The sequence below is a fragment of the Acidobacteriota bacterium genome (assembly GCA_016700075.1).
GTDB lineage: Bacteria > Acidobacteriota > Blastocatellia > Pyrinomonadales > Pyrinomonadaceae > OLB17.
Window position 1 is genome coordinate 1053762 of sequence record CP065000.1, and the last position, 21300, is coordinate 1075061.

Sequence of the window (21300 nt, forward strand, 5' to 3'; positions counted from 1 at the left end):
ATATCCCCAAAAATCCATTTTTCTAGCGGCCGCCCTTACCGAACAGGACGGTCTTGACCGTCTCAAAAACAATTACAAGGTCGAGCGTCAGACTCTGATTCTTGATGTAATAAAGGTCATATTGAAGTTTCTGAACGGCGTCATCGACCGAAGCTCCATACGGATATTTGATCTGAGCCCAGCCGGTCAATCCCGGTGCAACAAGATGGCGGTGTTCGTAGTACGGGACCTCTTTTGCAAGCTGATCCACAAAATGCGGGCGTTCCGGCCGCGGGCCCACGAAACTCATCTCACCTTTCAAAATGTTCCAAAACTGCGGGATCTCATCTATTCGCAACTTTCTGATCACACGCCCGACACGAGTAACGCGATCGTCGCCGTTCTTCGCCCAGATCGGTTTGCCGTCTGCCTCAGCATCAGTTCGCATCGAACGGAACTTGATCACGTTAAACGTTCGCCCGCCCTTGCCGACACGCTCTTGTCTGTAAAGGACCGGCCCGCGGGACTCCAGCTTTATAGCGATCGCCGCGAGCAAGGCTATCGGAAACGACAGCACCATCCCTAAAAGAGCCAGCAATCGATGCAGCATTTCGCGAAAGACCGTCTTTACAGGTGTATCACGTCTTCGGCCGGCAAATATCAGCCACGATGGCCGCAGCATATCTACGTGGACCTTTCCCGTGATGCGTTCAAAGAACGACGTGCATTCTTCGATGGACACATCTCCGGCAAGGCTCATCTTCAGCAGCGCTTCGGTCGGAAATGCTCCCCGGCGCTCGCGTACCGCTATGACAACGCGGTCAATGTTCTCGCTGCGGATCACGCTTTCCAGATCGGCGGCCCTTCCGACGATCTCTGACCGTCCGAGCTTCTCTCTTGGCTTCGCACCATTCTCGGAAACAAATCCGACGATGCGATAGCCCGCATCACGTCGCTCCCAAACCGCTTCTGCTGTGTCGAGAGCGGTCTGCCCTGTGCCGACGACCAATATTTTTTCGCCAATTTCAGGGTGCCCCGTAAGTGCGTGAATACACATTCGCCAGCCGAGTAAGATGCCCAAGATCAAGGGGACTGAAATGACCGAGACACCTCTGCCTATCAGCAGCGAGGGCACAAAATAGAAACTCAACGCCAGTAACGCCCACGCGGTTCCGAGAGCCTGTACGAGCCTAAGCATTAGCTCGCGGCGGTTGGTCATTACTACGTAATCGTAAAGATCGTAGAAATAGAGGATGAGCAGAGAGATCGCGGAGGCGATGCCGATCTTCAGCCAGCCATTGCGTTCATTCAGCTCATATGCGGTGCCTTTGAGCCCGAGACGGATGTACATCGCCAAAATGACGCCGCCATATAGGATCGCGGCGTCGGCGATGATCAACCAAAATAATCTCAGACTGAAACGATTGACACTCATTTTGCCTCGTTGGCGATCGGTACTACGGGCTCATATCGGCGTTGAGATTCCGATAGTTGTAATAGCCGTAGTTGTAATGCGACTCGTCCATGACATCAGGGCTTTGATTGAGGACAACGCCAAGCATTCGGTCTTTCGGCAGCGGATCGAGGATCCGGTCGAGCGGCCCGAAACGTGTCCGGTTCGCTCTGACGACAAGCAACGCGCCGTCCGCATGATTTATAAGCACCGTCGCATCGGTGAAAATACCCAGCGGCGGAGCATCGACGATGATGTAATCGAACATCTCTCGGGCTTCTGCAAGTATGTCTTTGAATTTCGGCCCCGAGATGAGTTCGGCAACGTCGCGGCGTGCTTCCCCTCCGGGCAGAATATGAAGGCCCGCGGGCTCTAGCCGGATGATAGCGTCTTTCAACGCAGCGGTTCCCGCAAGGACGTCGGACAGCCCTTTATCAGTTTCTATACCGAGATAGTCCGCAAGGCTCGGCATACGAAGATCGCTGTCGATGATCAGGCAATTGACGGCATCGGTTTGAGCGAGAAGCCACGAAAGATTAAGTGCCGTCACCGATTTCCCTTCGCTGGGATTAACGCTGGCGACCACGATGGACTGCAGTTTCTGCCTTTGACTCTTGTGCAGAATATGCGTTCTGAGGCTCCGATACTCTTCACAATAGTTCGAATTCGGATGAGTTATCGCTACTAGACGTGGCTCAACACGTTCGGCGTCAACCGTCCAACTGACAAAGTCAGGAAGACGCCTTTCCGCCGAACGTGTTAAGCTTTCGGCATTCAACGTTGCCCCGGCAGTTTTATCCGAGATCACATCAGGGAGTGCCGTCCCGATGGTTGCTCCCGGCTGCCCAATGAACGCCGAACTTGGACGACCGATACTGAACTCGCTGCTCGCGAGCAGATCAGGCGGCTGCGACAGGCGATTGCCTGCCGGATTTTCAGTTGCCGCACCATTCGAGGCGGGCTTTACTCCGCCATTCAGGTTTTCGGTCCGATTCTTTTGTAATGCTCTAAGGATGCTCATCTTCTTCCTCCGCCCTTAATGGGGGCAATCACTGTCTGCGGAGTGATCCGACGAATTCGTCTATCTCGAGTCTGATATCATCGTCGATTACTTCGAAAGTAAACCCTGAGGGGACGCCATTTTCATCACCCTTTTCAGTCCCGTTCCCGTTACTCGCTCCATTGCCGTTGGAGCGTTCTGTTCCGCTCTCGCCTATATCAGGCGCGTCCGTTTTGAACATTCTCGGCTTATGATTCTCAGCGTGCTGCTGGCCGTGCCACAGTTCATCCGGCACATCCGGCCTCATCACATGGCCGTCGGACACTGAAGGGGCGGCATCGGCTCCGATCAGATGGTCCTTTCTCGGCAGCATATCCAGATTGTCTGCAACGTCCTCGATCGTCCGCCGGCCGATCACTGTCTCGCCGGCCGAATAGGCCGAAAGCAGGGCGTTGTCGCAGAGATTATTGATGTTCCGGGGTATGCCTTCGGAACAGCGGAAGATAAAATCGACAGCTTCCGGGGTGAAGAGGTTCGGCTGGTCGGAACCCGCTATCAAAAGCCTCTCAGAAATATAGCGGTCCGCTTCCTCTACATTCGGGAATGGATGCATATTGCATCGCAGGGCAACACGCTGCTTCAACTGGCGAAGGTTCGGCTGGTTCAGCCGCTCGCGAAGTTCGGGCTGGCCCGTCAGCACGATCTGCAGATGTTTTGCATTGTCCGACTCAAAGTTGAGAAGCAGACGGATCTCTTCGAGTACATAATCGGACAGCTCATGCGCTTCGTCGATGATGATCACCGTTCGAAGGCCGCGGCGATGCCGCTCTTCCAGCACTTTGCCGAGTATCGTGAGCAGATCGGATTTATTCGACCACTCCTTGATGCCGAGCATCTGCGTCACATGCTGATAGAACTCGTCGATTGACAGCCTGGGGTTGAACAGGTATGCCGCGAGCACACTGGTATCGAGCCGGCGAAGGATCCAGCGAAGTGCTGTGGTCTTGCCCGTGCCAACCTCGCCGGTCAACACAATAAGCCCTTTCGCGTTTTCCAATCCGTAATACAGGCTCGCCAGAACTTCGTTGTAGCTCGGCGTGAATACGATGAACCGCGGATCCGGCGTCAGCGTGAACGGAAGGTCATTCAATCCGAAGAATTCTTTGTACATATCTACCTCATTTACCCGGCCCTAAAGTCTTGGGGCACCTTGCAAAAACTATGTGATCAGCTTGTCGAGCAGCCTCGTGGCCTGCAGGATGAAAACGATCAGCGGAATAACACCCAGCGATGCGGAAAAGCCTGCTGCGAGCTTGAGCCAATGCGACCGCTGTATCCATGCCTTTTCGCCGGCCGAAAGCAGCGGCGGAACCGATGCGAGGACAGGCAATCCCGTGTAGTGCTTGGCATCCTCTATGTTCTGTATCTTGAAGAGCCGCGGCACTTCGAAGAACGCCGCGAGAAGCATTCCCAGGAAAAGCCCTACGCCAGCACCGACCATCGTCAGAAGAAAACGTTTCGGAGCCACGGGTGACTGCGGAACATTTGCAGGATCCTGGACTCGGATGGTCTCGCCCTGAGCATTGGTCTCCACGCCAACGACAGTTTCAGCGTCGTTCTTTTTCTTCAATATCTCGTCGTAGGTCTGTTTCGCGGACTGATAGCGTGCGTTCAGGCCCTCAAGTGCGACCTTCACGTTCGGTATCGAGTTGATCCGTTGTTCGAGTGCGGATATTTGTCCGGTATTCTGCTGACGCTCAACGTCCTTGTTCGAGATCTGCTGCTCGATCTGTCCTATCTGCGACTGGATACGCTGATTCTCGAGCTCCAGGCTCTTTCGCTGCAATTCTGCCTTGCGGCTGGTCGCCTGCGTCGCCGTCTGCGATCTGCGTTCTGCGTTGCGTTTAAGGTTGTCGAATTCCTCATTTACGCGTGCTATCTCGCTCTGCTTCGCTACGACCGCGGGGTGTTTTTCCTTGTAGACCTTGAGAAGATTGTCGAGCTGAGCGTTCAGGTCCGCACGTTTTTTCATCAGTTCGCCATATGCCGGAGTATCCTCAATGGATACAGCACGCATAGTGTCCTGGACCTCTTTCTCGCCAAAGTCCTCTATAAGGCGCATTTGCCTGTTGTTTGCGGCTATCGAGTCGCTCAGGCGGCCTTTTTCGACCATCAGCGTCTGCTTTTCCTTGATTAGCGTGTCCTCACGAAGACGAAGTCCCTGAAGCTGAGCGACGAGCCCCTGTTCGGATTCCGGCAGCGTGTTGACGTTCTGCATCATGATTTCAAGACGCTGTTTCTCGAGTTCGTCCAAGGCTTCTTTCTTTTCGAACAACTGACGCTCAAAAAGCTGATTCGTCGACTCGGCGATCTCGGTCGAGGTCTGGACCTGTGCGTTCACATACTTGCTCGCAAGCTCTGCGGCCACATTGCGTGCGGATTGCGGGTCGCGGTCACGGTAGCGGATCCTGAAAGCGGCGACCTTTTCGTTGCCTGATTCCTCGATCTCTACCTTGATGTTCTTGTACATACGCTCAACGACGAGTTCCATCGGCATTCCGGAACTGCGTTCGAGCTTGTACAGGTCGTATTTCACGATCATCGGCTCAAGTGACGACCGGCTTAGGACTTCCTGATTGATCGTCGAAAGGCGAAGCGACAGGTCCTCGCTCGAAAGGGCCTGAACCAAATTTGACGACACCGTGGGCGGTTTGACGGTCAGCAGCGAGGTTGATTCGTAAATGCTGGGAAGACGATAGACCACGTACCCGATCGCGACGGTGAACGTAAGCATCGGCAGCAGAATGAGCCATTTCTGCCGCTTGACCATTTCGATCAGTTCACCCGGTTTTCTTTGTCTGAATTCTACGCTCATCGTTACTTTTTCCCTTTAATGCTGTTCACTTACTTGCCTGAATGGTCGCCTGAATTGCCCTCTTCCGCTTTTCTAAAGTACTTCCTGGAAATTATGGCCGCTGCCATCAGAGCCACTCCGAAGACCAGAAGCCCTACGCTTTCGGGCATGACCACGAAGAACGCTTCTGCGGTTCCCATTACGGTCGCTCCTGTCAGATCGATACCTTCCATTCGTTACCTCGCTTTGGATCAAAGGCTTGCCAAAACTCTTTTCGCTTCTGCCGTCTCGATGCTTGAGAGTTCGCCGGCCGAACGAAGCGATGTCTCTACCTCACGCCGGGCACCGGCCTTGTCTCCGTTCTGTGCCAACGCCATACCGAGACGAACTCGATAGCCGGGATTTGCTCCGCCTTTTCGCTTTGCCTGCTCATCCAGAGCGACCGCTTTGCGAAACTGTTCTGCTGCCGGCCGGCTCAAACCTTTTTTCAGATAGACCCAGCCGAGCGTGTCGTAAAATCCTGCCGTGTTCGGGCTCTTGGACACCGCCGACGAAGCGAGGTTCAATGCCTCGTCCAAATTCCCGCCGCTTTCAGCAATGAGCCATGCGAGGTTATTTGCGGCGATCGGGGTCGACGCGTTCAGTTCCAATGCCTTGCGGTATGCCGCTTCAGCCTCCGAACGACGGCCGCGGGAGTCTTCCAGGATCCCGACCAGCGTATAGATCTGGGCCGACGGACGTTTGGCCAAAACTGCCTGATATTGAGCTGCGGCATCGTCGAGCCGGCCTTGTCCGGCAAGCAGGCTTGCGTAGGCCGAATATGCCGGAAGATAACTGCCGTCGAGCTCGATCGCGGCCTTGAGCTCGTTCTCTGCCTCGGCCATGTTCTTTTCAGCGACGAATACTGTTGACCTCAAATATCTCAGTGCTGCCAGGACGTCGGCTTTGCCCGCGTTCCGCTCAAGCAAGCCCGTAAGCTTTTCATGTGCGTTCGCCGTTCTGCCCAACCTGACCGATGAGGTCACTACGCCGTTTATAGCGTCAAAACTCTGCGGATCGACTGAAACTGCACGCTCGTAAAGTTCCAGCGATAACGCCTGCTCAGCCACGGCATCGTGGTATTTCGCCATGTTGACCAAAGCCGTCACCGAGCGTGGATTTTCGCGTAGAACGGCTTCCAGATCAGCCTTTGCCTCATTATTTTTGCCCAGATCCAGATATGCGAGGCCGCGAGACGATGTGCCGCGAAGACGGAGCTCGTAAATTTCCTGCGGACCGTTCTCGGAATTTGGCAATGTTGAATTCGTCCGGTCGATGAGATCGCCCGAGAGCTTGACCACGTTCTGCATATCGCCAGCTGTGATAGCGCTTTGGATCTTCAGCAGGCCTGTACGTATATACGTAGGGTGGTATCGTTCAAGGTCGAGAATAAAAGCATTTGCCTGATCGACCTGTCCGAGTGAAAGCCTCGCCTGAGCCATCAGAAAGAGAGCGTCGCGTTTCGACGGGAAACGCTTCAATACCTCTTCTAGGTCCTTTACGGCCTCCTCGCCCTTGTTCTCAGAGTTCTTTAACCTTGCCCGCAGCAGCAGAGCCTCGATGTCCTGGTCGTTTATTGCGAAAAGAGCGTTGAGATGTTCGGTCGCTTTGGCTGAATCTCGGCGTTCGAGGAAGGTCTCGATCAGACGATAACGGGCCAGTGCGTAGCTCGGGTGCTCTTCCAAAATGTTCTCAAGTTCGCGCTCTGCATCGTCGGCTCGGCCGGCTTCGGCAAAGAACCGAGCCAGCACGAGCCTGCTCTCGGGACTGTTTTCCTGTATCTCGACGAGCTCCCTATTGGCCTGCTCAGCCTTTTCCATCTGACGGCTCGCTATGTAAAACTCTGCGATCGCTTCACGTGCCTCGATATCGCTACCGTTTAGCGATATCGCTTTCTTGAACTTTTCTTCGGCCTCAACGTCGCGGCCGGCATACATCAGCATGCGGCCGTATTCGGTATGGCCTTTGACAGAATCGGGCACCATGGCGAGTCCGCGTTTGATCGCATTCTCGGCCTCAGCGGCGTTGTCACGGGTCATATGAAGCCGCTGAAGGCTGATGTAGGATTCTATGCGTGCAGGGTCGAGGCCGATAGCGTATTCGACCCACACCAGAACTTCGGCGTCGGGGCGACCTTCGGCGGCCATGATCGAAGCCGAGAGAATATGGCCCTCAACGTACTTCGGGTCTGCCGCGAGGATCTCGTCCCGTAGTGCTTCCGTTTCGGCGATCATCGGCGGCTGGGTCATCAGCTGGTAATTGCCGAGCCTGACCTTTGCTTCAAGATTCGAGCCGTCGAGATGAATGGTCTTCTTTATTTCCTCGACCGCTTCGTTGTACTGTCCCAGATTTTCGTGAGCCCTTGCCAGGCCCCAATGAGCGGCTGCGAGGTTATCATCGATCTCCGCAGCTGAGCGGAACTGCATCAGTGCGTCATGAAACTTGCGCTTGGCAAGGTATTCTTCGCCCTTTGCGACGAATGATGACGCAGAATAGCCGCAGCCGGAAATGAACGCGGCTGCAAACAATACTGCTGCAATGAACAGGGATCTAAGCGATTGAAGATGGCACTCTCGGTAACGCATAACTTTGCTTTAAGTTGTTGCCGATCTTTGGTCGCTGCAGCCGGGGCAATGGCTAGTAGCGTCTGGATCGTTGTATGGCCGACAGATCGGCTTTGCGGCCTGCAGTGCAGGCATCGTAGTCAGAAGAAGATGCAATCAGGACGGATTTTCAGAAAATTTACGATGGGACAACTACTCGGGAATGAAAGGGACCAACTGATCCGCAACCCGTGCGGAAAGCTCAAGCACTGCAAGGTCGGCTGCGGCCTCGTCATTGCCGATGGTCGTCATGACGCGGACGAGCGCACCGTCGGTGCGTCGTTTGGCAATGCTGTCCACCACAGTATTTAGCTTGTCCCGATATTCACTTGTCTCGGTTCGGCCGCGGCCTTGGTACCAATACAGCATCACTTCTCTGTATATTCCGTTCTCTATGACGTATCGGTTAGCCTCGAACGGCGGGCCGTTCTTTGGAGTGACGGTAACGATGCCGGGATCGCTGAGTACCCAACCGGCACCGGGAAGGCAGTTTTGCGGGCTGTGTACCGCGGCGCCTGTCCGCTGCGACGCGAAGTAGCCGACATAAATGTTCGCAACGCGGCCCTGTTCGGCAAGCATGTATTCGCGCATCGTATAGTCGGAAGCTTTGAGGATCTTTTCTGTGGCTTCGCTGAACTTGAACTCCGCGCCACGCTGCTGCCATTCGCCGAGAACCGACGGAAATTCGGTCAGATCTCGTCTTTCGACCGATGCCTCGCTTCGGAACGAGAACCAATTTATCGCGGCACTGGAAACGACAAGGATCAGCGTAAGGGCGACGGCGTGCCGCAATGAAGAAGTCGGTGAAGCTGTCGGCGGCGGGTCTTCAAAGTTTTGGGGCCCGTTACCCAAAAGACGCTTCAGGCCGATATTTACGGCGAACAGGAGCAAAAGGGCGACAGCATAAACCGCCCACCCGGACGCATCGTGCCAAAAAGGGCTCGTCGCCTGTTTGCCGTAATAGTAGGAACCGAGGCCCGTCGCCGTCACGCGTGCCGAATTGGTCAATACAGCGATCGGGACGGCTGCGCTCATCAATAGGACGGTCCTGATCGCGTCATTTCTCCGCAGCCGCAGAAAGCTGCTATCGTTGGCGCTTCGGGTGAAGAACGCCAATACGAGTGCCAGAGTCACCAGCGTCATCAGCGACCTGATTCCGCTACATGCTTCGACCACCTCGAGCGAAATTGTCTGTGTTGAGCCTTGCGGCAAAATGTCAATGACATTGCCCTTTCGCAGCGTCGGAACATTAATAAGGCGTATGCCCCAAACGGCGATCTGTGATGCCCATATCTGCAGCGGGAATGCGATCTTGTTGAAGGCGATCTGCGGGATCGGTATCGCAAGCAGCAGCAACGCGACCGGGACCAAAAGCAGCTTCAGCATTTGCCCGCCCGAAAGAAATGCAACGATGCCGGCTAACAACAGGACGAGCGAGATACGTTGTGTGAAGAGTTCGGATCCGAGCGTTCCGCCGAAGAGGAATACCAGGCCTGCTGAGACCAGGCCGATCCCGACAAAAGTATTTGGCGTGCCGGCTGCCTTTTTCAGTTCATCCCTGCCGAGCCACACAATCAGCCCGATAACAAAAGGCACCAGCAGCCCGTGCGAGTAGTTCTCGTCTGTATACCAATCACGGGCCAATTTGATCAGAACGCCCGCATAAAGCACGACGACCGCGGCAAATATCGCCGCGGTTCCAATGATGCCGTTTTTGTCGCCTCTGTGCTCCGTCATGTCGGGCATTCGGCAGAAAACGACGAATCAGATCGGAATTCCGTAATGGAGATCTAGCTGACGCGATGCATCACCATATCGGCAATGCGTTCGAGCAGGTCGGTTTCTCGGTCGAGCGGGATAAGTGTAGCTCGTACATCGGCCAGAAGGTCGGCTGCCATCTCCGAAGCCCTGTCTATTCCGTAATATGAAGCAAAGGTGGCCTTTGCAGCGGCGGCATCTTTGCCTGCCGTCTTGCCAAGTGTTTCCGTGCTTTGCGTGGCGTCCAAAATGTCGTCGGTTATCTGGAAAAGCAGTCCGAGTTTCTCACCAAAGCTCCCGATCGTGGCTGTCTCCTCATCATTTGCTCCCGCGATCACCGCCCCGGCAACCGCCGATGCACAGATCAGCGACCCTGTCTTCATATTATGTATCTCGCTGATCTCCTCGATAGAAGCGTCAGAGCCCTCGGCTTCCAGATCGAGCTGCTGTCCGGCGGCCATTCCGCCAGGCGTTCCGGCAGCGTCTGACAACAGTTGGATCAGACGAACCCGCGTTTCCGGCGGCAGCAATTCGTCATACGCGATGGCCTTGAATGCAATGGTCTGTAGAACGTCTCCCGCAAGTATCGCGGTCGCTTCGTCAAATTGTTTATGACAGGAGGCACGTCCGCGACGCAGATCGTCGTCATCCATTGCTGGCAGATCGTCGTGGATAAGCGAATATGTGTGGATCATCTCGACGGCGGCGGCAGTTCGTATCAGACCGCGGTCATCGACCCCGAATGTACGCCCTGCAGCGAACAAAATGGCGGGTCTGATGCGTTTGCCGCCGGCGAAAATACTCCATCGCATCGCTTGGTGCAGCCGAACAGGCGACACATCGGACGACGGCAAAAGCTCGTCCAAGGCAGCGTCTATCAATGCTCCTATCTCGACTATGAATTCCGCCGCATCAGCCATCAATGCAATTATCCGCTTTTCGATAGGTTTTTCAAGACTCGGTCAATTAAGGCAATACATTAAGTTAGGTGACCTAAACTGCTTGATACAATATCTTGTGGAAAAATTTTATTGACATTCAACAGGCAGATTGTTTAGACTGCACTCGAATTGAGTAGCTCGCTTAGAGCAATTCCCATCGTTTAGACCTAATACAATTTCGGATACTGGTGTTAAAATGATCTTACGGCAGTATCTTTGTCCAAAACGCATATGACCTCGCTAGGAGCATCTATGAGTACAGTCCTGGAATCGGCGATATCCTCTTATCTTGAAAACAACGGCGTCGGAAACGGAGCAGGGACCGCAGCGGCGCGCGAAATAAAACCGTTGGGCTTGAATGCTCAAAAGGTCGTCAGCAAAAGATATTCGCTGAAGGATGCCAAAGGCGAAGCTCTTGAAACGTGGGATGATATCGTCCGCCGCGTTGTCGGTCATGTTTCAACTGCAGAGAAAGCACTTGAAACTCAACGTGCTTTCTACAACGCGATGTCTGCGGTCATGCTTGCCCGCGATTTCGTCCCCAATACACCATGCCTCGTCAACGCCGGCAAGCCAAAAGGCCAGCTTGCCGCTTGTTTTGTTCTTAATGTTCCCGATTCGATCGAGGGCATAATGGAACACGCCAGCAATGTCGCGATTATTCACCAAACGGGCGGCGGCACCGGCATGTCCTATGAATTCCTGCGTCCTGCCGGATCGATGGTCAATTCGACACGCGGTGTGGCCTCTGGTCCCGTCAGCTTCATGAACATCGTCAATCAGACGACCGAGGTCGTTAAACAGGGCGGTGTCCGCCGAGGTGCCAACATGGGCATTTTGGCAGTATCGCATCCTGACATTCTGCGGTTCATTCACGCCAAGAACGACCAGACCAGCCTGACGAATTTCAATATTTCGGTGACCGTAACGGACCTATTCATGGACGCGGTCGAAAGCGGCACATGGTTTCAGACGGAGTTCAAAGGCGAACCTTGGACGCAAGCCGTCTTCGATCCTGTTACCGGACATGACTACGGCCTCTACAGACGTCCGGACGGCTCGGTGGTGACATTCGCCGACAAACTCGCATTCGAGACCGCGGACCTCAGCGACTGCATCATCGAAGAACCGCCGATGCCGGGAATGGTGTTTGCACCGGACATCTGGAACCGAATAGCCGCTTCGGCCCACAAATATGCGGAGCCGGGAATAATTTTTATCGACGAGGTCAACCGCAACAATCATATGATGGCCTCGATGGGGCCGATCTATGCCTGCAACCCCTGCGGCGAGCAGATGCTGCACTTCAACAACTCTTGCAATCTTGGCTCTATAGACGTCGCGAAATTTTATAAGAAGAGTGATTCGGGCGAGGGATTTGTCGATTGGGAACGGCTTTCCTACGTCACTCACTTAAGCACCAGATTTCTTGACAATGTCGTCGACGCAGGACATTTTCCGCTGCCTGAGATCGACGATGTCGTTAAACGAACGCGGCCGGTCGGACTCGGGATAATGGGCTTTGCGGACCTTTGCCTTAAGCTCGGGGTCGTATACGGCAGCGAGGAGTCGCTCAGTTTGATGCAGAAGGTCATGGGCTTCATACGCCGTGAATCGTGGCTCGCTTCGTTGAGTTTGGGACAGGAAAAAGGCGTGTTCCCCGAGTTCGAAGCAAACCGAAAGGCTTACGAGACCTTCCTCTACGATGAGATCGGAGTTCCCCGCGACATTCCGCTTACGCCGAGGAATTACGAGGTGACGACCATCGCCCCGACGGGCACGATATCGCTCGTTGCCGAAACATCATCGGGCATCGAGCCCAATTTCTCATGGGCCTATGTCAGACAGGACACTCTGGGCACGCGAACCTACGTACATCCACTAGCTGCTGAGGCACTTGGCCTTGACGTCGACCATTCCGACGAAGATTCGATAAAGGCCGCCGCCGAGTATGTTGTAGAACATATGTCAGAACTCCCGAAAGAGTTCATCTCCGCGATGGATATCAGTTCGATAGAACACGTTCGAGTATTGGCCGCGGCGCAGAAACATGTTGATAATTCAATATCAAAAACCTGCAACGGTGCGGCGGCCGACACGGTCGAATCAGTTGATGAACTGTACAAGCTGGCACGAAAGCTAGGCTGCAAAGCGGTCAGCTATTACCGCGACGGCAGCCGCGAGGGCCAGGTACTGAACGCCATGAAGTCGGAGGCAAAGAAAGAGGAGAATGTGGGGGGCCCGGCGATCGATGAGGCTCCTTTCGTGGCTTATCCGGAACCTAAGAATCTCAATTCCTCACCGACTCCGGAAAGGGTCGAACGCCCGCGGGAGCTTCAGGGCTCGACGTGGCGTATACCTTTCGAGGGGCAAAATCTTTATGTGACGGTCAATCACGACGGCGAGCGAATTTTGGAGATATTCGTTGCGGGCCCGATCAGTGCCGGCGTGGGACTGCTTGCTTCAAAGATGCTCCGCGGCGGTTTTGATGCGCATGACGTAGCTCGCAGCCTGAACAAGGTCACATCGACGCACGCAGTTTGGTTCAACGAACGGCTTCTAACGTCGCCGGAACAGGCGGTCGCAGAGTGCATTTTCCTGGTTCACCGCAGACTGAACGGAATGCCTGAGTCGGAGCGGGCTCAGAAACACTCGAATGCAAATGAAATGAGAATGTCCTCGATCATCAGCGAATGCCCGGAATGCCGGGGACAGCTCGAACATGCTTCCGGATGCGAAACGTGCCGCGACTGCGGATATTCGAAATGTAAATGATCTAACGCCGCCGTTCGCTGTCTTGCGACACAAAGAAAGGCGGATCGGTCTCGCCTTTGAAGATAGTGAACGTTATCAAACGAGAGACCGCGTAACGCTGGCGTGTTCGCGGATCTTGGATATACCAGCGTCCACGGAACGTCCTTCCAACCAACGCCGGATCGTACGGCAGATTCAGGCTGACCGAAGCATATCCATAACCAAATCCTGAGTCGATAATTGCCGCGGCGTAATTCCCGAGCGTTCCATTTGGAACTGCGGTCAATATGCCGGGGTCGCTTTCGCTGATCACCAAGATCGCGCGTCCGGACCGGACAGAGGTTTTCACAGCGATAGTAAAGTTTGGATTGCCAAGCAGCGGAGGCTCGACCGCGACCGCTTCCGGCACCGTTGACGCCACGCCCGCTCTTCCCTGTCCCGAGATCTCCGGAATGCGGTTCGATTCAGTGAAAAGCCTCGGCCTGTCAAAGGGCGGCATTTCATTCGCGACACGCGGGTCGATCAGCGGCCGACGCATAAAGGCAACAAGATCGGCCTTTTCGTCAGGCGTCATATTGAGCGGCCTTATTAGGTCAGTATTTATATTGTCCGCCGTGAAGTCGCCTCCGCGGTTGTAGAATTCGACAACTTCTTCGAGCGAGGAGAACCGTCCATTGTGCATGTAGACGTTCTGCAGGTCGATATTGCGCAAAGGCGGCGTTTTGAATTGAGCGTCATTGAAAGGCACGCCGGTTATCGCTCCGCGGCCGCGGTCCTCGAACTGCGGACGCACACCGATGTTGTGGAACGCCTGATCCGAAAGAAGCGAGCCGTCGTGGCAAACGCCGCAGCTGAGTTCGACAAAAAGGGTCTTCCCGCGGTCTTCTTGCTCCGTGAGCGGCGTGGTTTGGGTCGCCCAGCGGTCAAGAGGTGTTTGATCCGAGATCAGAGTTCTCTCATGCGTTGCTATCGCCATCACAATACGTGCAGGCGTGACATCCGGCGTACCGAATGCCTCTTCAAAAAGCTCGGGATATGTCCTGTTGCCGATCCAGGTGCGGAGCCCGTTCGGAATGTTCCACGCGACCGCCAACGGACGAACACTCTGTATCTTCGCCGCGATGTGCGTCCAGTTTCTGCCGAAATGCGACATTTCAACATCAGAGAGCGGCGGGCCCGCACTTTGACTTTCAAGCGAACCCAAATCGCCGATCAATATGTTGTTCGTGATCGGATCACGAAAGATCTCTGATGCTCGGCCGTCCCAAAAGAGGCCGTTTCGTGCATAGCCTGCGTTCAAATAGGACGGCGCCTTGCGGCCTGTGACCTGATCATTCAGGCCAAAAAACTGGCTGGCAGAGTAACTGCCGTCAGCACCGTTGACGGGTACGCCCCGCGACCCGAACACATCGTCCGGCGTCCCATAGATCTGGTCAAACCCGGCATTTTGCGTCGAAAGGTCACCGACAACCGTGCGGGGATCTGCTCCGCCCGCTGCGGGCCGATGACACGTTCCGCACGATACGGTGTTTGTCGACGAAAGTTGTTCGTCCCAGAAAAGTGCCTTGCCCAATGCGGCCTTTGACGCAGTGACAGGATTTTCGGCCGGAGCCGGCGGCGGTTCCAACGCCGGGAACTGCACCCCAACGATCGCTCCGTTTGCGGCGGTGCCTTGATCGGGTGAACTGAAAGGGCTGAGTTGAGCATTTCGCTCGCCTCGGATCCAGTAGTAATACGTCTGCTCGGGCGTCGCTGTCGTGTCGTAAAAATAATTGGCGGCGGTCGTCCCGACCTCTGTCGCTCCGGCACTGTCATTTACCGTATTGCGATAGACCCGATATGTTGAAGCTCCAAAAACGGCGTCCCAAATAATGCCGACCTTGAGTCCATAGGCGTTATCCGAGGCGATCACACCGGTCGGTGCAGGAACAGACTCATTCCGCTGCCGGAGATCAGATGCCCCAGCACCTGAATTGAATATTGAGAACGCGGATGCAAGCGAAAGAAAGGCCGCAACGATCAAAAGCTTGGTTCGAAACATATTGTGAGTGATCGGGACATCATTCGGAGGGCGCCGGAGCTCGAAGCAGATGACCGAAAGAAAATTTTAGCATCAAACCGCGCAAGGGTAAACCAATACTAAATACAGTGCGCCAGCGTCGCGGTATGGGTTAGAATCATTTTGCGTCACGCAATTTTTTGGTTATGAGATATTTCCGCTTTTTGGCTGTCGCCTTTTTGACCATTTCTTCGATCCAGATCGCACTTTCACAGGATACGACCGTGCGTCCGCGGACAGCCCCGTCCGCCGACCCTAGTCCACAGCCCGCCGCTGTTGCAGCATCCAATGAAGCTCTGCTGACGCTTCAGTCGCGGTTGCGCCAATTGGTGTTTTCGCCGGAGGCACGCCGCGGCCGTATCGGTATCAAAGCCGTATCGCTGAGAACAGGCCGGGTCATATTTGAAAATGATTCAGAAAAATACTTTGTGCCGGCATCTAACCAGAAGAATTTTACGGTTGCGGCCGCACTTGAAAGACTCGGGCCGGATTTCCGCATCATCACGAATGTATTTTCGGCGGGAGCTCCGGACAGCAATGGCGTGATCCGCGGCGACCTTAGAATATATGGTCGCGGCGACGTATCAATTTCAAAGGCCTTTTATAACGGGGATATCTTCAAGGGCATTGACGCCCTTGTCGATCGCATTGCCGCGGCAGGCGTAAAAAGGATCGAAGGTTCCATTGTCGGCGACGAAAGCTATTTTAGGGGTTCTGCGATCCCTAACACCTGGGAATGGGATGATCTGCAGTGGTCCTACGGAGCAGAAGTATCGGCACTGCCGATCAATGATAATGTTGTCGAACTGGTTGTCCTGCCGGGCTCACAGGGGTCGCCGTGCCGAATAACCATCACCCCGCCCAGTACCATCTATCAGATCGTCAATACATGCACTACAGGAGCTTCAGCCTCAGGAAAGACGCTCACTATTCACAAGAAGCTTGACCGAAATGTTTTGGAAATATCCGGCGCACTGCCGAGCGGCGATGGCGGCCACCGCGGCCCGATCGCGGTCAGTCGACCTGCGGAACTTTTCGTCGCTCTGCTCAAACAGAGATTGGAAGCGAAAGGGATAACCGTCGCCGGCGGCACTCGTCTGCTTTCGCCCGGCGTCACGGCGAACGACACGCCGTTCGAGCTCGCGCGGCTTGAATCACCCCCGCTATCAGTGATCGCTGCAAGAACAATGAAGCCAAGTCAAAACATGTACACGGAAGTTCTGCTGTGGACCCTCGGTGAAGAGGTCGGCAGAAAGAGCGGCCTAACCGGCGACAGTTCCACGCTTGGACTGAACGTACTTAGAGAGTTTTTGAAACAAGCAGGTATCGATGCGGACGGCATCACTCCGTATGACGGCAGCGGAATGTCGAGGCACAATTTGGTCACTCCCTCCGCAAATGCGAGGCTCTACGAATACATGGCGAAAGAAAGTCGTTACTCAAGGGCGTGGCGTGACAGCCTGACCATCGGCGGCATCGACGGCACACTGGCGAACCGCTTCAAAGGAACGGCCGCAGCGAACAACATGAGGGGTAAAACAGGAACGCTGAATCAGGTCTCGGCTCTGACGGGTTATGTTACGACGGCGGGCGGCGATGAGGTGGTGGTTTCCGTGATGGTGAACGGCGTCGCCGAAACGCGTCAACGCGTCGCGTTGATCGACGCGATAATAGTAGAGTTAGCAAACTTTCGCGGCACGATGGACCAATAGCACACCCAATTGCAGAAAGAGGCGTTCCCGTTCGAATGGATCGAACGGCCGCCTCTTGCTAATATCCTGAGTTCTTAAACTACCAGCGGTTTCCGCCGTAGTTTCCGCCGCCTCCGCCTCTCGGTCGGTCCTCACGCGGACGGGCCTCGTTAACGACCATATTGCGGCCGTCGTATTCGGAGCCGTTGAACTGTGCAATTGCATTCGTAGCGTCATCGTCCGATGCCATTTCGACAAAACCGAATCCACGCGAACGCCCTGTTTCGCGGTCATAGACAACGTTTGCCGATTCCACTGCTCCTGCGGTCGCGAAATGCTCCTGCAGATCTTCACTCGTAACCCGGAAAGACAGGTTACCTACATACAATTTGTTTCCCATTTCTATCTATTATCTTTGTACGAAGCGCTAATTGCGGCAGGCAGAACAAGGAAGGCCCAATCGGAAATTCCCGTCAAGACAGCGGCGGTTCCTACTCAAAATAGCAAAACTTCAAATGACCTACTAACTAACTCTCAAGAACCGAATCGCGATCGCGCCGCTTAACGTAACCGGACGGGTGAATCAAACACTGATATCTGACGAGAGCAAAACAGTAGTAAGTATGCCCGTTTTTTAATTTTGAGGCAAGCGTAAACTCAGCCGGCCAAGATTTCGCATCAGCCGTTTCGGAGCACTGCCAAAAGCTTTTCGTGTATGCCGCCAAAACCGCCGTTTGACATGATCGCAACGACGTCGCCGTCTGATAGCTGAGGCGTCAAATGTTCGACGATCGCGTCAGCATCGTCAAGCGTTCGTGCGGGCTTTCCGGTGGCGGCGATGTCCGCGACCAATTTGGGCACGTCAAGTACTTCGCCGTAATTTTTCGCGTCCTCAGGATTGAAAACGCCGGCGATGATAACACTGTCAGCGTGAATGAAGGCCTCCTTGTATCTGTCCTCAAAAACCGACAGCCGCGACGACCTTGAGCGCGGCTCGAAAACGGCGATCAATCGATTGTGGGAATACCGCTGCCGAAGTGCCTTCAGCGTCTCGTCAACTGCGGTCGGATGATGTGCGAAATCGTCGATCACCGTAACGCCGCGTTCGATGCCTCGGACCTCCATACGGCGTTTCACCGATTCGAACGTATCGAATGCCTCCTGCAACTTTTCCTTAGAAATGCCCCACGCATCCGCAGCGATGATCACGGCCAGGCAGTTTCGGACATTGAATTCGCCGATCATCTTGGTCGTGAATTCCGCCCATTTTTCGCCGCCGCAAAACACCGAAAACGAAGTACCTTCACCCGAGAAAGCGATGTCGCGTGCCTGCCATTTCGCGTCGTCCGATAATCCGAACGTCTCGACAGTGGTGAAAAGCTTCCGTTTCATCTGTTCGAGCACTTCGACGACAACAGGTGAATCAATGCCACAGATCAGGCGGCCGTTGCCCGGAACGAGGTTCATCAGCCGCGAGAACTGCCACTTGATAGCATCGAGGTCTTTGTAGATATCGGCGTGGTCAAATTCGATGTTGTTTATGATCGCGAGCTCGGGCAGATAAGACATGAATTTCGGCTTCTTATCAAAGAAAGCGGTGTCATACTCGTCGCCTTCGATCACGAAATAGTCGCTGTCGGTAACTCGAAAACTCTGGCCGAAATTCTGCACGACGCCGCCGACGAGAAACGTCGGATCGAGCCCGCCGACCTCACAAACCCAAGTCGCAAGGCTGGTCGTTGTCGTTTTACCGTGAGTACCCGCAACAACCAGCGAATGCCGGCCGCGTATGAACTCCTCACGCACAACCTCGGCCTGAGAACGATAGACCAGCTTGCGATTAAGCACTTCCTCCAGCTCCGGATTGCCGCGCATTATAGTGTTGCCGACGACGGTTATATCGCGATCAAGATCAGTATTTTCGGCCATGTAGCCCTGCATTATTTCGATGCCGAGCTGTTCCAGCTGAGTTGACATCGGCGGATAGACGTTCTGATCCGAGCCCGTGACCCGATGGCCGCGTGCCTGCAGCATCCCTGCTAAGGACGCCATCGCCGTCCCGCAAATTCCAATTAGGTGATAGTGCATCTGATTATTTGCCTGTAAGTTCCTTCACAAGTTCGTCGGCGTCGTAGATCTTTCGCAGCGACTCAATGATACCCGCGGAATGAACGCCGACCGCACGCGAACCTTCCGCTTCGTCGATGTACCAATAGCGGTTTGATAGCTTCTGCAGATTGCTGTCGAAATTGAGCCCGACTATCTCGCCATTTCTATTTATGACAGGCGAGCCAGAGTTCCCGCCGATGGTGTCCGCCGTGTAAACGAAATTCAGGGGCGTCGCCAGATCGAGTTTTGTACGGGCGTCCATTACGCGTTTCGGCAGGTCAAAAGGATGCCTTTCATTAAAGCTGAGTGCCCTATCATAAAGCCCGAAGAACGTCGTTTTGTACGGTACCAGCGTCGTGTCCTCATCGTAACCGAGTACCTTGCCGTAAAGTATGCGAAGCTGCGAGTTCGCGTCCGGCGGCATCGTCTTGCCGTAAACGGCGAATCTTGCCTGGGCGATCTTTGTACCGTTGGCTGTCTCTACATTCAGAATGTTCGCCTCATTCCACGCTCTTAATTCACGGATCACGGGTTCGGTCCGTTTCGCCAGCGTTATCATTGGTTCGGTCGAATTCAGCACCGCATCTGCGGGGCCGTCGAGCAATGCCTTGCGGACGTTCACATCTTCCAGTTTCGTCTCGCGAAACGCACGCCCAACGACCTCAGCCGGCTCGGCATCACCAACTGAAGCTTTGACGAAGGGATCATTTGCTCCGAGAGCTTTGCGAGCCTCTTCCAGCCACGAACGCAAAGTAGCCTCGTCCATCTCTTTGTAGATCGTTACCGGCGAGAGTATGGAATTCCGAGTAGCCGCAATGCGGCCTTCGCGATATTCGGGCAGCCGCTGAGCTTCAGGTTTTGCCATTTCCAAATGATAGGTAACGATCTGCTGTGCGATCGTCGCGATGCGCGACGCGGCAAGATTTGAAAATGACAGGCGTTCCGCCATGGCGGGCAGCTTCTTGTAGGCGTACGCGATATTTTCCCAGGCCGGAGCGTATTCGCGTTCGAGCTCGGGTTTCGCCTTTAGCCTGTCACGCAGATCCTTCTCCTCAGCCTCTTTGCGGCTGAAGTTACGCGGATTCAGCAAACCCGACTGCTGTCCGTCGAGCCGCTTGAGAGAATTCGCAAATGAACGCATTCCCTGTTGCGCCTGACGTGCCTGCTCCGCACCGAGTTTTGCGTACTCTTCAAGCGCCTTGCGTCGGAGTTCCCATACCTTCTTTTGCAGCGGATTGCCGACATCTCGCTGATAAGCGAGCTGAGCGACAGTAAGCAATCGTGCCGTTGATCCCGGATAGCCGGAAACAAGAATGAACTCACCGTCTTTAGAACCGGTCGTTGACCATTTCAGATAATTCGGGGTATTCGCCGGTTTGTCATTTTCGTAGGCTCTGAGGAATGTGAAATCCAGATCGTGCCGCGGAAATGTGAAATTGTCGTAGTCGCCGCCGAAAAAAGCCGTTTGCTCTTCCGGAGCCATAACAAGACGTACGTCCGTATAGCGTTTGAAACGATACAGCCAGTATTCGCCGCCGCTATAAAAGCTGATCACCTGGCACGAAAGCCCTGATGTCGCGTTGCAGTCTTTTTCGATCACGGCGATCTCGGCACGTCGCTTCGCCGCGATATCTGCATCGCTCGCTCCGCTCGCCGCCGCATCAAGGACACGCTTTGTGACGTCCAGATACGAAGCGAGGATCGAAACCTCGGCGTCCGGTATCTTCAGCTCTTCTGCCTGCGTCTTGGCATAGAATCCGGTCTTCATCAGGTCGCGTTCTTTTGTCGAAAGCCGGGCGATGTAGCCTGCCGCGACGTGATGATTGGTCGCGACGAGGCCGTTCGGCGAAACAAATGCTCCGGAAGCACCGCTTACCTTTGGACTGGCAAGGCGAATGTTATCAAGCCATTCCTGCGAGGGCTCGAAGTTGTACATTTCCTTCCACTGCCGCAGCGGCGGATTGTCAAATGTCCACATTCCCTCATCCGCAAGCGCAATGGGAACCAAGAGTGAAATAAGAAGAAAAAAGCCGGCTATACGTTTCATAATATTGATATCG

At 54.5% G+C, this 21300-nt stretch carries 14 protein-coding genes; 2 read left to right on the forward strand and 12 right to left on the reverse strand.

Annotated elements, in window-relative coordinates; translation table 11 throughout:
• Positions 1–22 precede the first annotated feature (22 nt).
• The 8 genes from IPM50_04790 to IPM50_04825 form a co-directional block, all read right to left on the reverse strand.
• Complete coding sequence (locus tag IPM50_04790; protein QQS33898.1) at positions 23–1414, reverse strand: TIGR03013 family PEP-CTERM/XrtA system glycosyltransferase; 1392 nt, start codon at positions 1412–1414, stop codon at positions 23–25.
• A 22-nt stretch (positions 1415–1436) separates the two neighbouring features.
• Entirely contained in the window at positions 1437–2453 is a 1017-nt protein-coding gene (locus tag IPM50_04795; protein ID QQS33899.1) for a CpsD/CapB family tyrosine-protein kinase, read from the reverse strand.
• Between the two features lie 28 nt (positions 2454–2481).
• Positions 2482–3603 (reverse strand): AAA family ATPase, encoded by a 1122-nt coding sequence (locus IPM50_04800; GenBank protein ID QQS33900.1) that lies wholly within the window; start codon positions 3601–3603, stop codon positions 2482–2484.
• Between the two features lie 48 nt (positions 3604–3651).
• Entirely contained in the window at positions 3652–5307 is a 1656-nt protein-coding gene (locus IPM50_04805) for a hypothetical protein (protein ID QQS33901.1), read from the reverse strand.
• A gap of 29 nt (positions 5308–5336) precedes the next feature.
• Positions 5337–5519: a hypothetical protein gene (locus IPM50_04810; protein ID QQS33902.1), complete on the reverse strand. Its 183-nt coding sequence runs from the start codon at positions 5517–5519 to the stop codon at positions 5337–5339.
• Between the two features lie 18 nt (positions 5520–5537).
• Positions 5538–7910 (reverse strand): tetratricopeptide repeat protein, encoded by a 2373-nt coding sequence (locus tag IPM50_04815; GenBank protein ID QQS33903.1) that lies wholly within the window; start codon positions 7908–7910, stop codon positions 5538–5540.
• A gap of 171 nt (positions 7911–8081) precedes the next feature.
• Positions 8082–9665: an EpsI family protein gene (gene epsI / locus IPM50_04820; protein QQS33904.1), complete on the reverse strand. Its 1584-nt coding sequence runs from the start codon at positions 9663–9665 to the stop codon at positions 8082–8084.
• A 53-nt stretch (positions 9666–9718) separates the two neighbouring features.
• Complete coding sequence (locus tag IPM50_04825) at positions 9719–10606, reverse strand: polyprenyl synthetase family protein (protein QQS33905.1); 888 nt, start codon at positions 10604–10606, stop codon at positions 9719–9721.
• A 273-nt stretch (positions 10607–10879) separates the two neighbouring features.
• Between IPM50_04825 and IPM50_04830 the strand changes: the two genes are divergently transcribed.
• The gene (locus IPM50_04830) at positions 10880–13402 is read left to right on the forward strand and encodes an adenosylcobalamin-dependent ribonucleoside-diphosphate reductase (GenBank protein ID QQS33906.1); all 2523 of its coding nucleotides are present in this window, start codon (positions 10880–10882) and stop codon (positions 13400–13402) included.
• A 1-nt stretch (position 13403) separates the two neighbouring features.
• Here the strand turns inward: IPM50_04830 and IPM50_04835 are convergent, their stop codons facing one another.
• A complete protein-coding gene (locus tag IPM50_04835; GenBank protein ID QQS33907.1) occupies positions 13404–15422 on the reverse strand; it encodes a hypothetical protein in 2019 nt (672 codons plus the stop codon).
• Between the two features lie 164 nt (positions 15423–15586).
• Here IPM50_04835 and dacB point away from each other — a divergent pair, with 164 nt between their 5' ends.
• Positions 15587–17152: a D-alanyl-D-alanine carboxypeptidase/D-alanyl-D-alanine-endopeptidase gene (gene dacB / locus IPM50_04840; GenBank protein QQS33908.1), complete on the forward strand. Its 1566-nt coding sequence runs from the start codon at positions 15587–15589 to the stop codon at positions 17150–17152.
• A gap of 79 nt (positions 17153–17231) precedes the next feature.
• Here the strand turns inward: dacB and IPM50_04845 are convergent, their stop codons facing one another.
• The 3 genes from IPM50_04845 to IPM50_04855 all read right to left on the reverse strand — a co-directional run bounded on the left by IPM50_04845 (position 17232) and on the right by IPM50_04855 (position 21287).
• Positions 17232–17531 carry an RNA-binding protein gene (locus IPM50_04845; GenBank protein ID QQS33909.1) on the reverse strand — a complete coding sequence of 100 codons (300 nt, stop codon included), beginning with the start codon at positions 17529–17531 and terminating at the stop codon, positions 17232–17234.
• Positions 17532–17809: 278 nt separating this feature from the next.
• Positions 17810–19219: a UDP-N-acetylmuramate:L-alanyl-gamma-D-glutamyl-meso-diaminopimelate ligase gene (gene mpl, locus IPM50_04850; protein QQS33910.1), complete on the reverse strand. Its 1410-nt coding sequence runs from the start codon at positions 19217–19219 to the stop codon at positions 17810–17812.
• Positions 19220–19223: 4 nt separating this feature from the next.
• The gene (locus IPM50_04855; GenBank protein ID QQS33911.1) at positions 19224–21287 is read right to left on the reverse strand and encodes a S46 family peptidase; all 2064 of its coding nucleotides are present in this window, start codon (positions 21285–21287) and stop codon (positions 19224–19226) included.
• Positions 21288–21300: the final 13 nt, after the last annotated feature.

Coding starts and splice junctions, on each gene's coding strand:
- IPM50_04790 (QQS33898.1), bottom strand. CDS start 1,414: ATGAGTGTCAATCGTTTCAGTCTGAGATTATTTTGGTTGATCATCGCC.
- IPM50_04795 (QQS33899.1), bottom strand. CDS start 2,453: ATGAGCATCCTTAGAGCATTACAAAAGAATCGGACCGAAAACCTGAAT.
- IPM50_04800 (QQS33900.1), bottom strand. CDS start 3,603: ATGTACAAAGAATTCTTCGGATTGAATGACCTTCCGTTCACGCTGACG.
- IPM50_04805 (QQS33901.1), bottom strand. CDS start 5,307: ATGAGCGTAGAATTCAGACAAAGAAAACCGGGTGAACTGATCGAAATG.
- IPM50_04810 (QQS33902.1), bottom strand. CDS start 5,519: ATGGAAGGTATCGATCTGACAGGAGCGACCGTAATGGGAACCGCAGAA.
- IPM50_04815 (QQS33903.1), bottom strand. CDS start 7,910: ATGCGTTACCGAGAGTGCCATCTTCAATCGCTTAGATCCCTGTTCATT.
- epsI (QQS33904.1), bottom strand. CDS start 9,665: ATGACGGAGCACAGAGGCGACAAAAACGGCATCATTGGAACCGCGGCG.
- IPM50_04825 (QQS33905.1), bottom strand. CDS start 10,606: ATGGCTGATGCGGCGGAATTCATAGTCGAGATAGGAGCATTGATAGAC.
- IPM50_04830 (QQS33906.1), top strand. CDS start 10,880: ATGAGTACAGTCCTGGAATCGGCGATATCCTCTTATCTTGAAAACAAC.
- IPM50_04835 (QQS33907.1), bottom strand. CDS start 15,422: ATGTTTCGAACCAAGCTTTTGATCGTTGCGGCCTTTCTTTCGCTTGCA.
- dacB (QQS33908.1), top strand. CDS start 15,587: ATGAGATATTTCCGCTTTTTGGCTGTCGCCTTTTTGACCATTTCTTCG.
- IPM50_04845 (QQS33909.1), bottom strand. CDS start 17,531: ATGGGAAACAAATTGTATGTAGGTAACCTGTCTTTCCGGGTTACGAGT.
- mpl (QQS33910.1), bottom strand. CDS start 19,219: ATGCACTATCACCTAATTGGAATTTGCGGGACGGCGATGGCGTCCTTA.
- IPM50_04855 (QQS33911.1), bottom strand. CDS start 21,287: ATGAAACGTATAGCCGGCTTTTTTCTTCTTATTTCACTCTTGGTTCCC.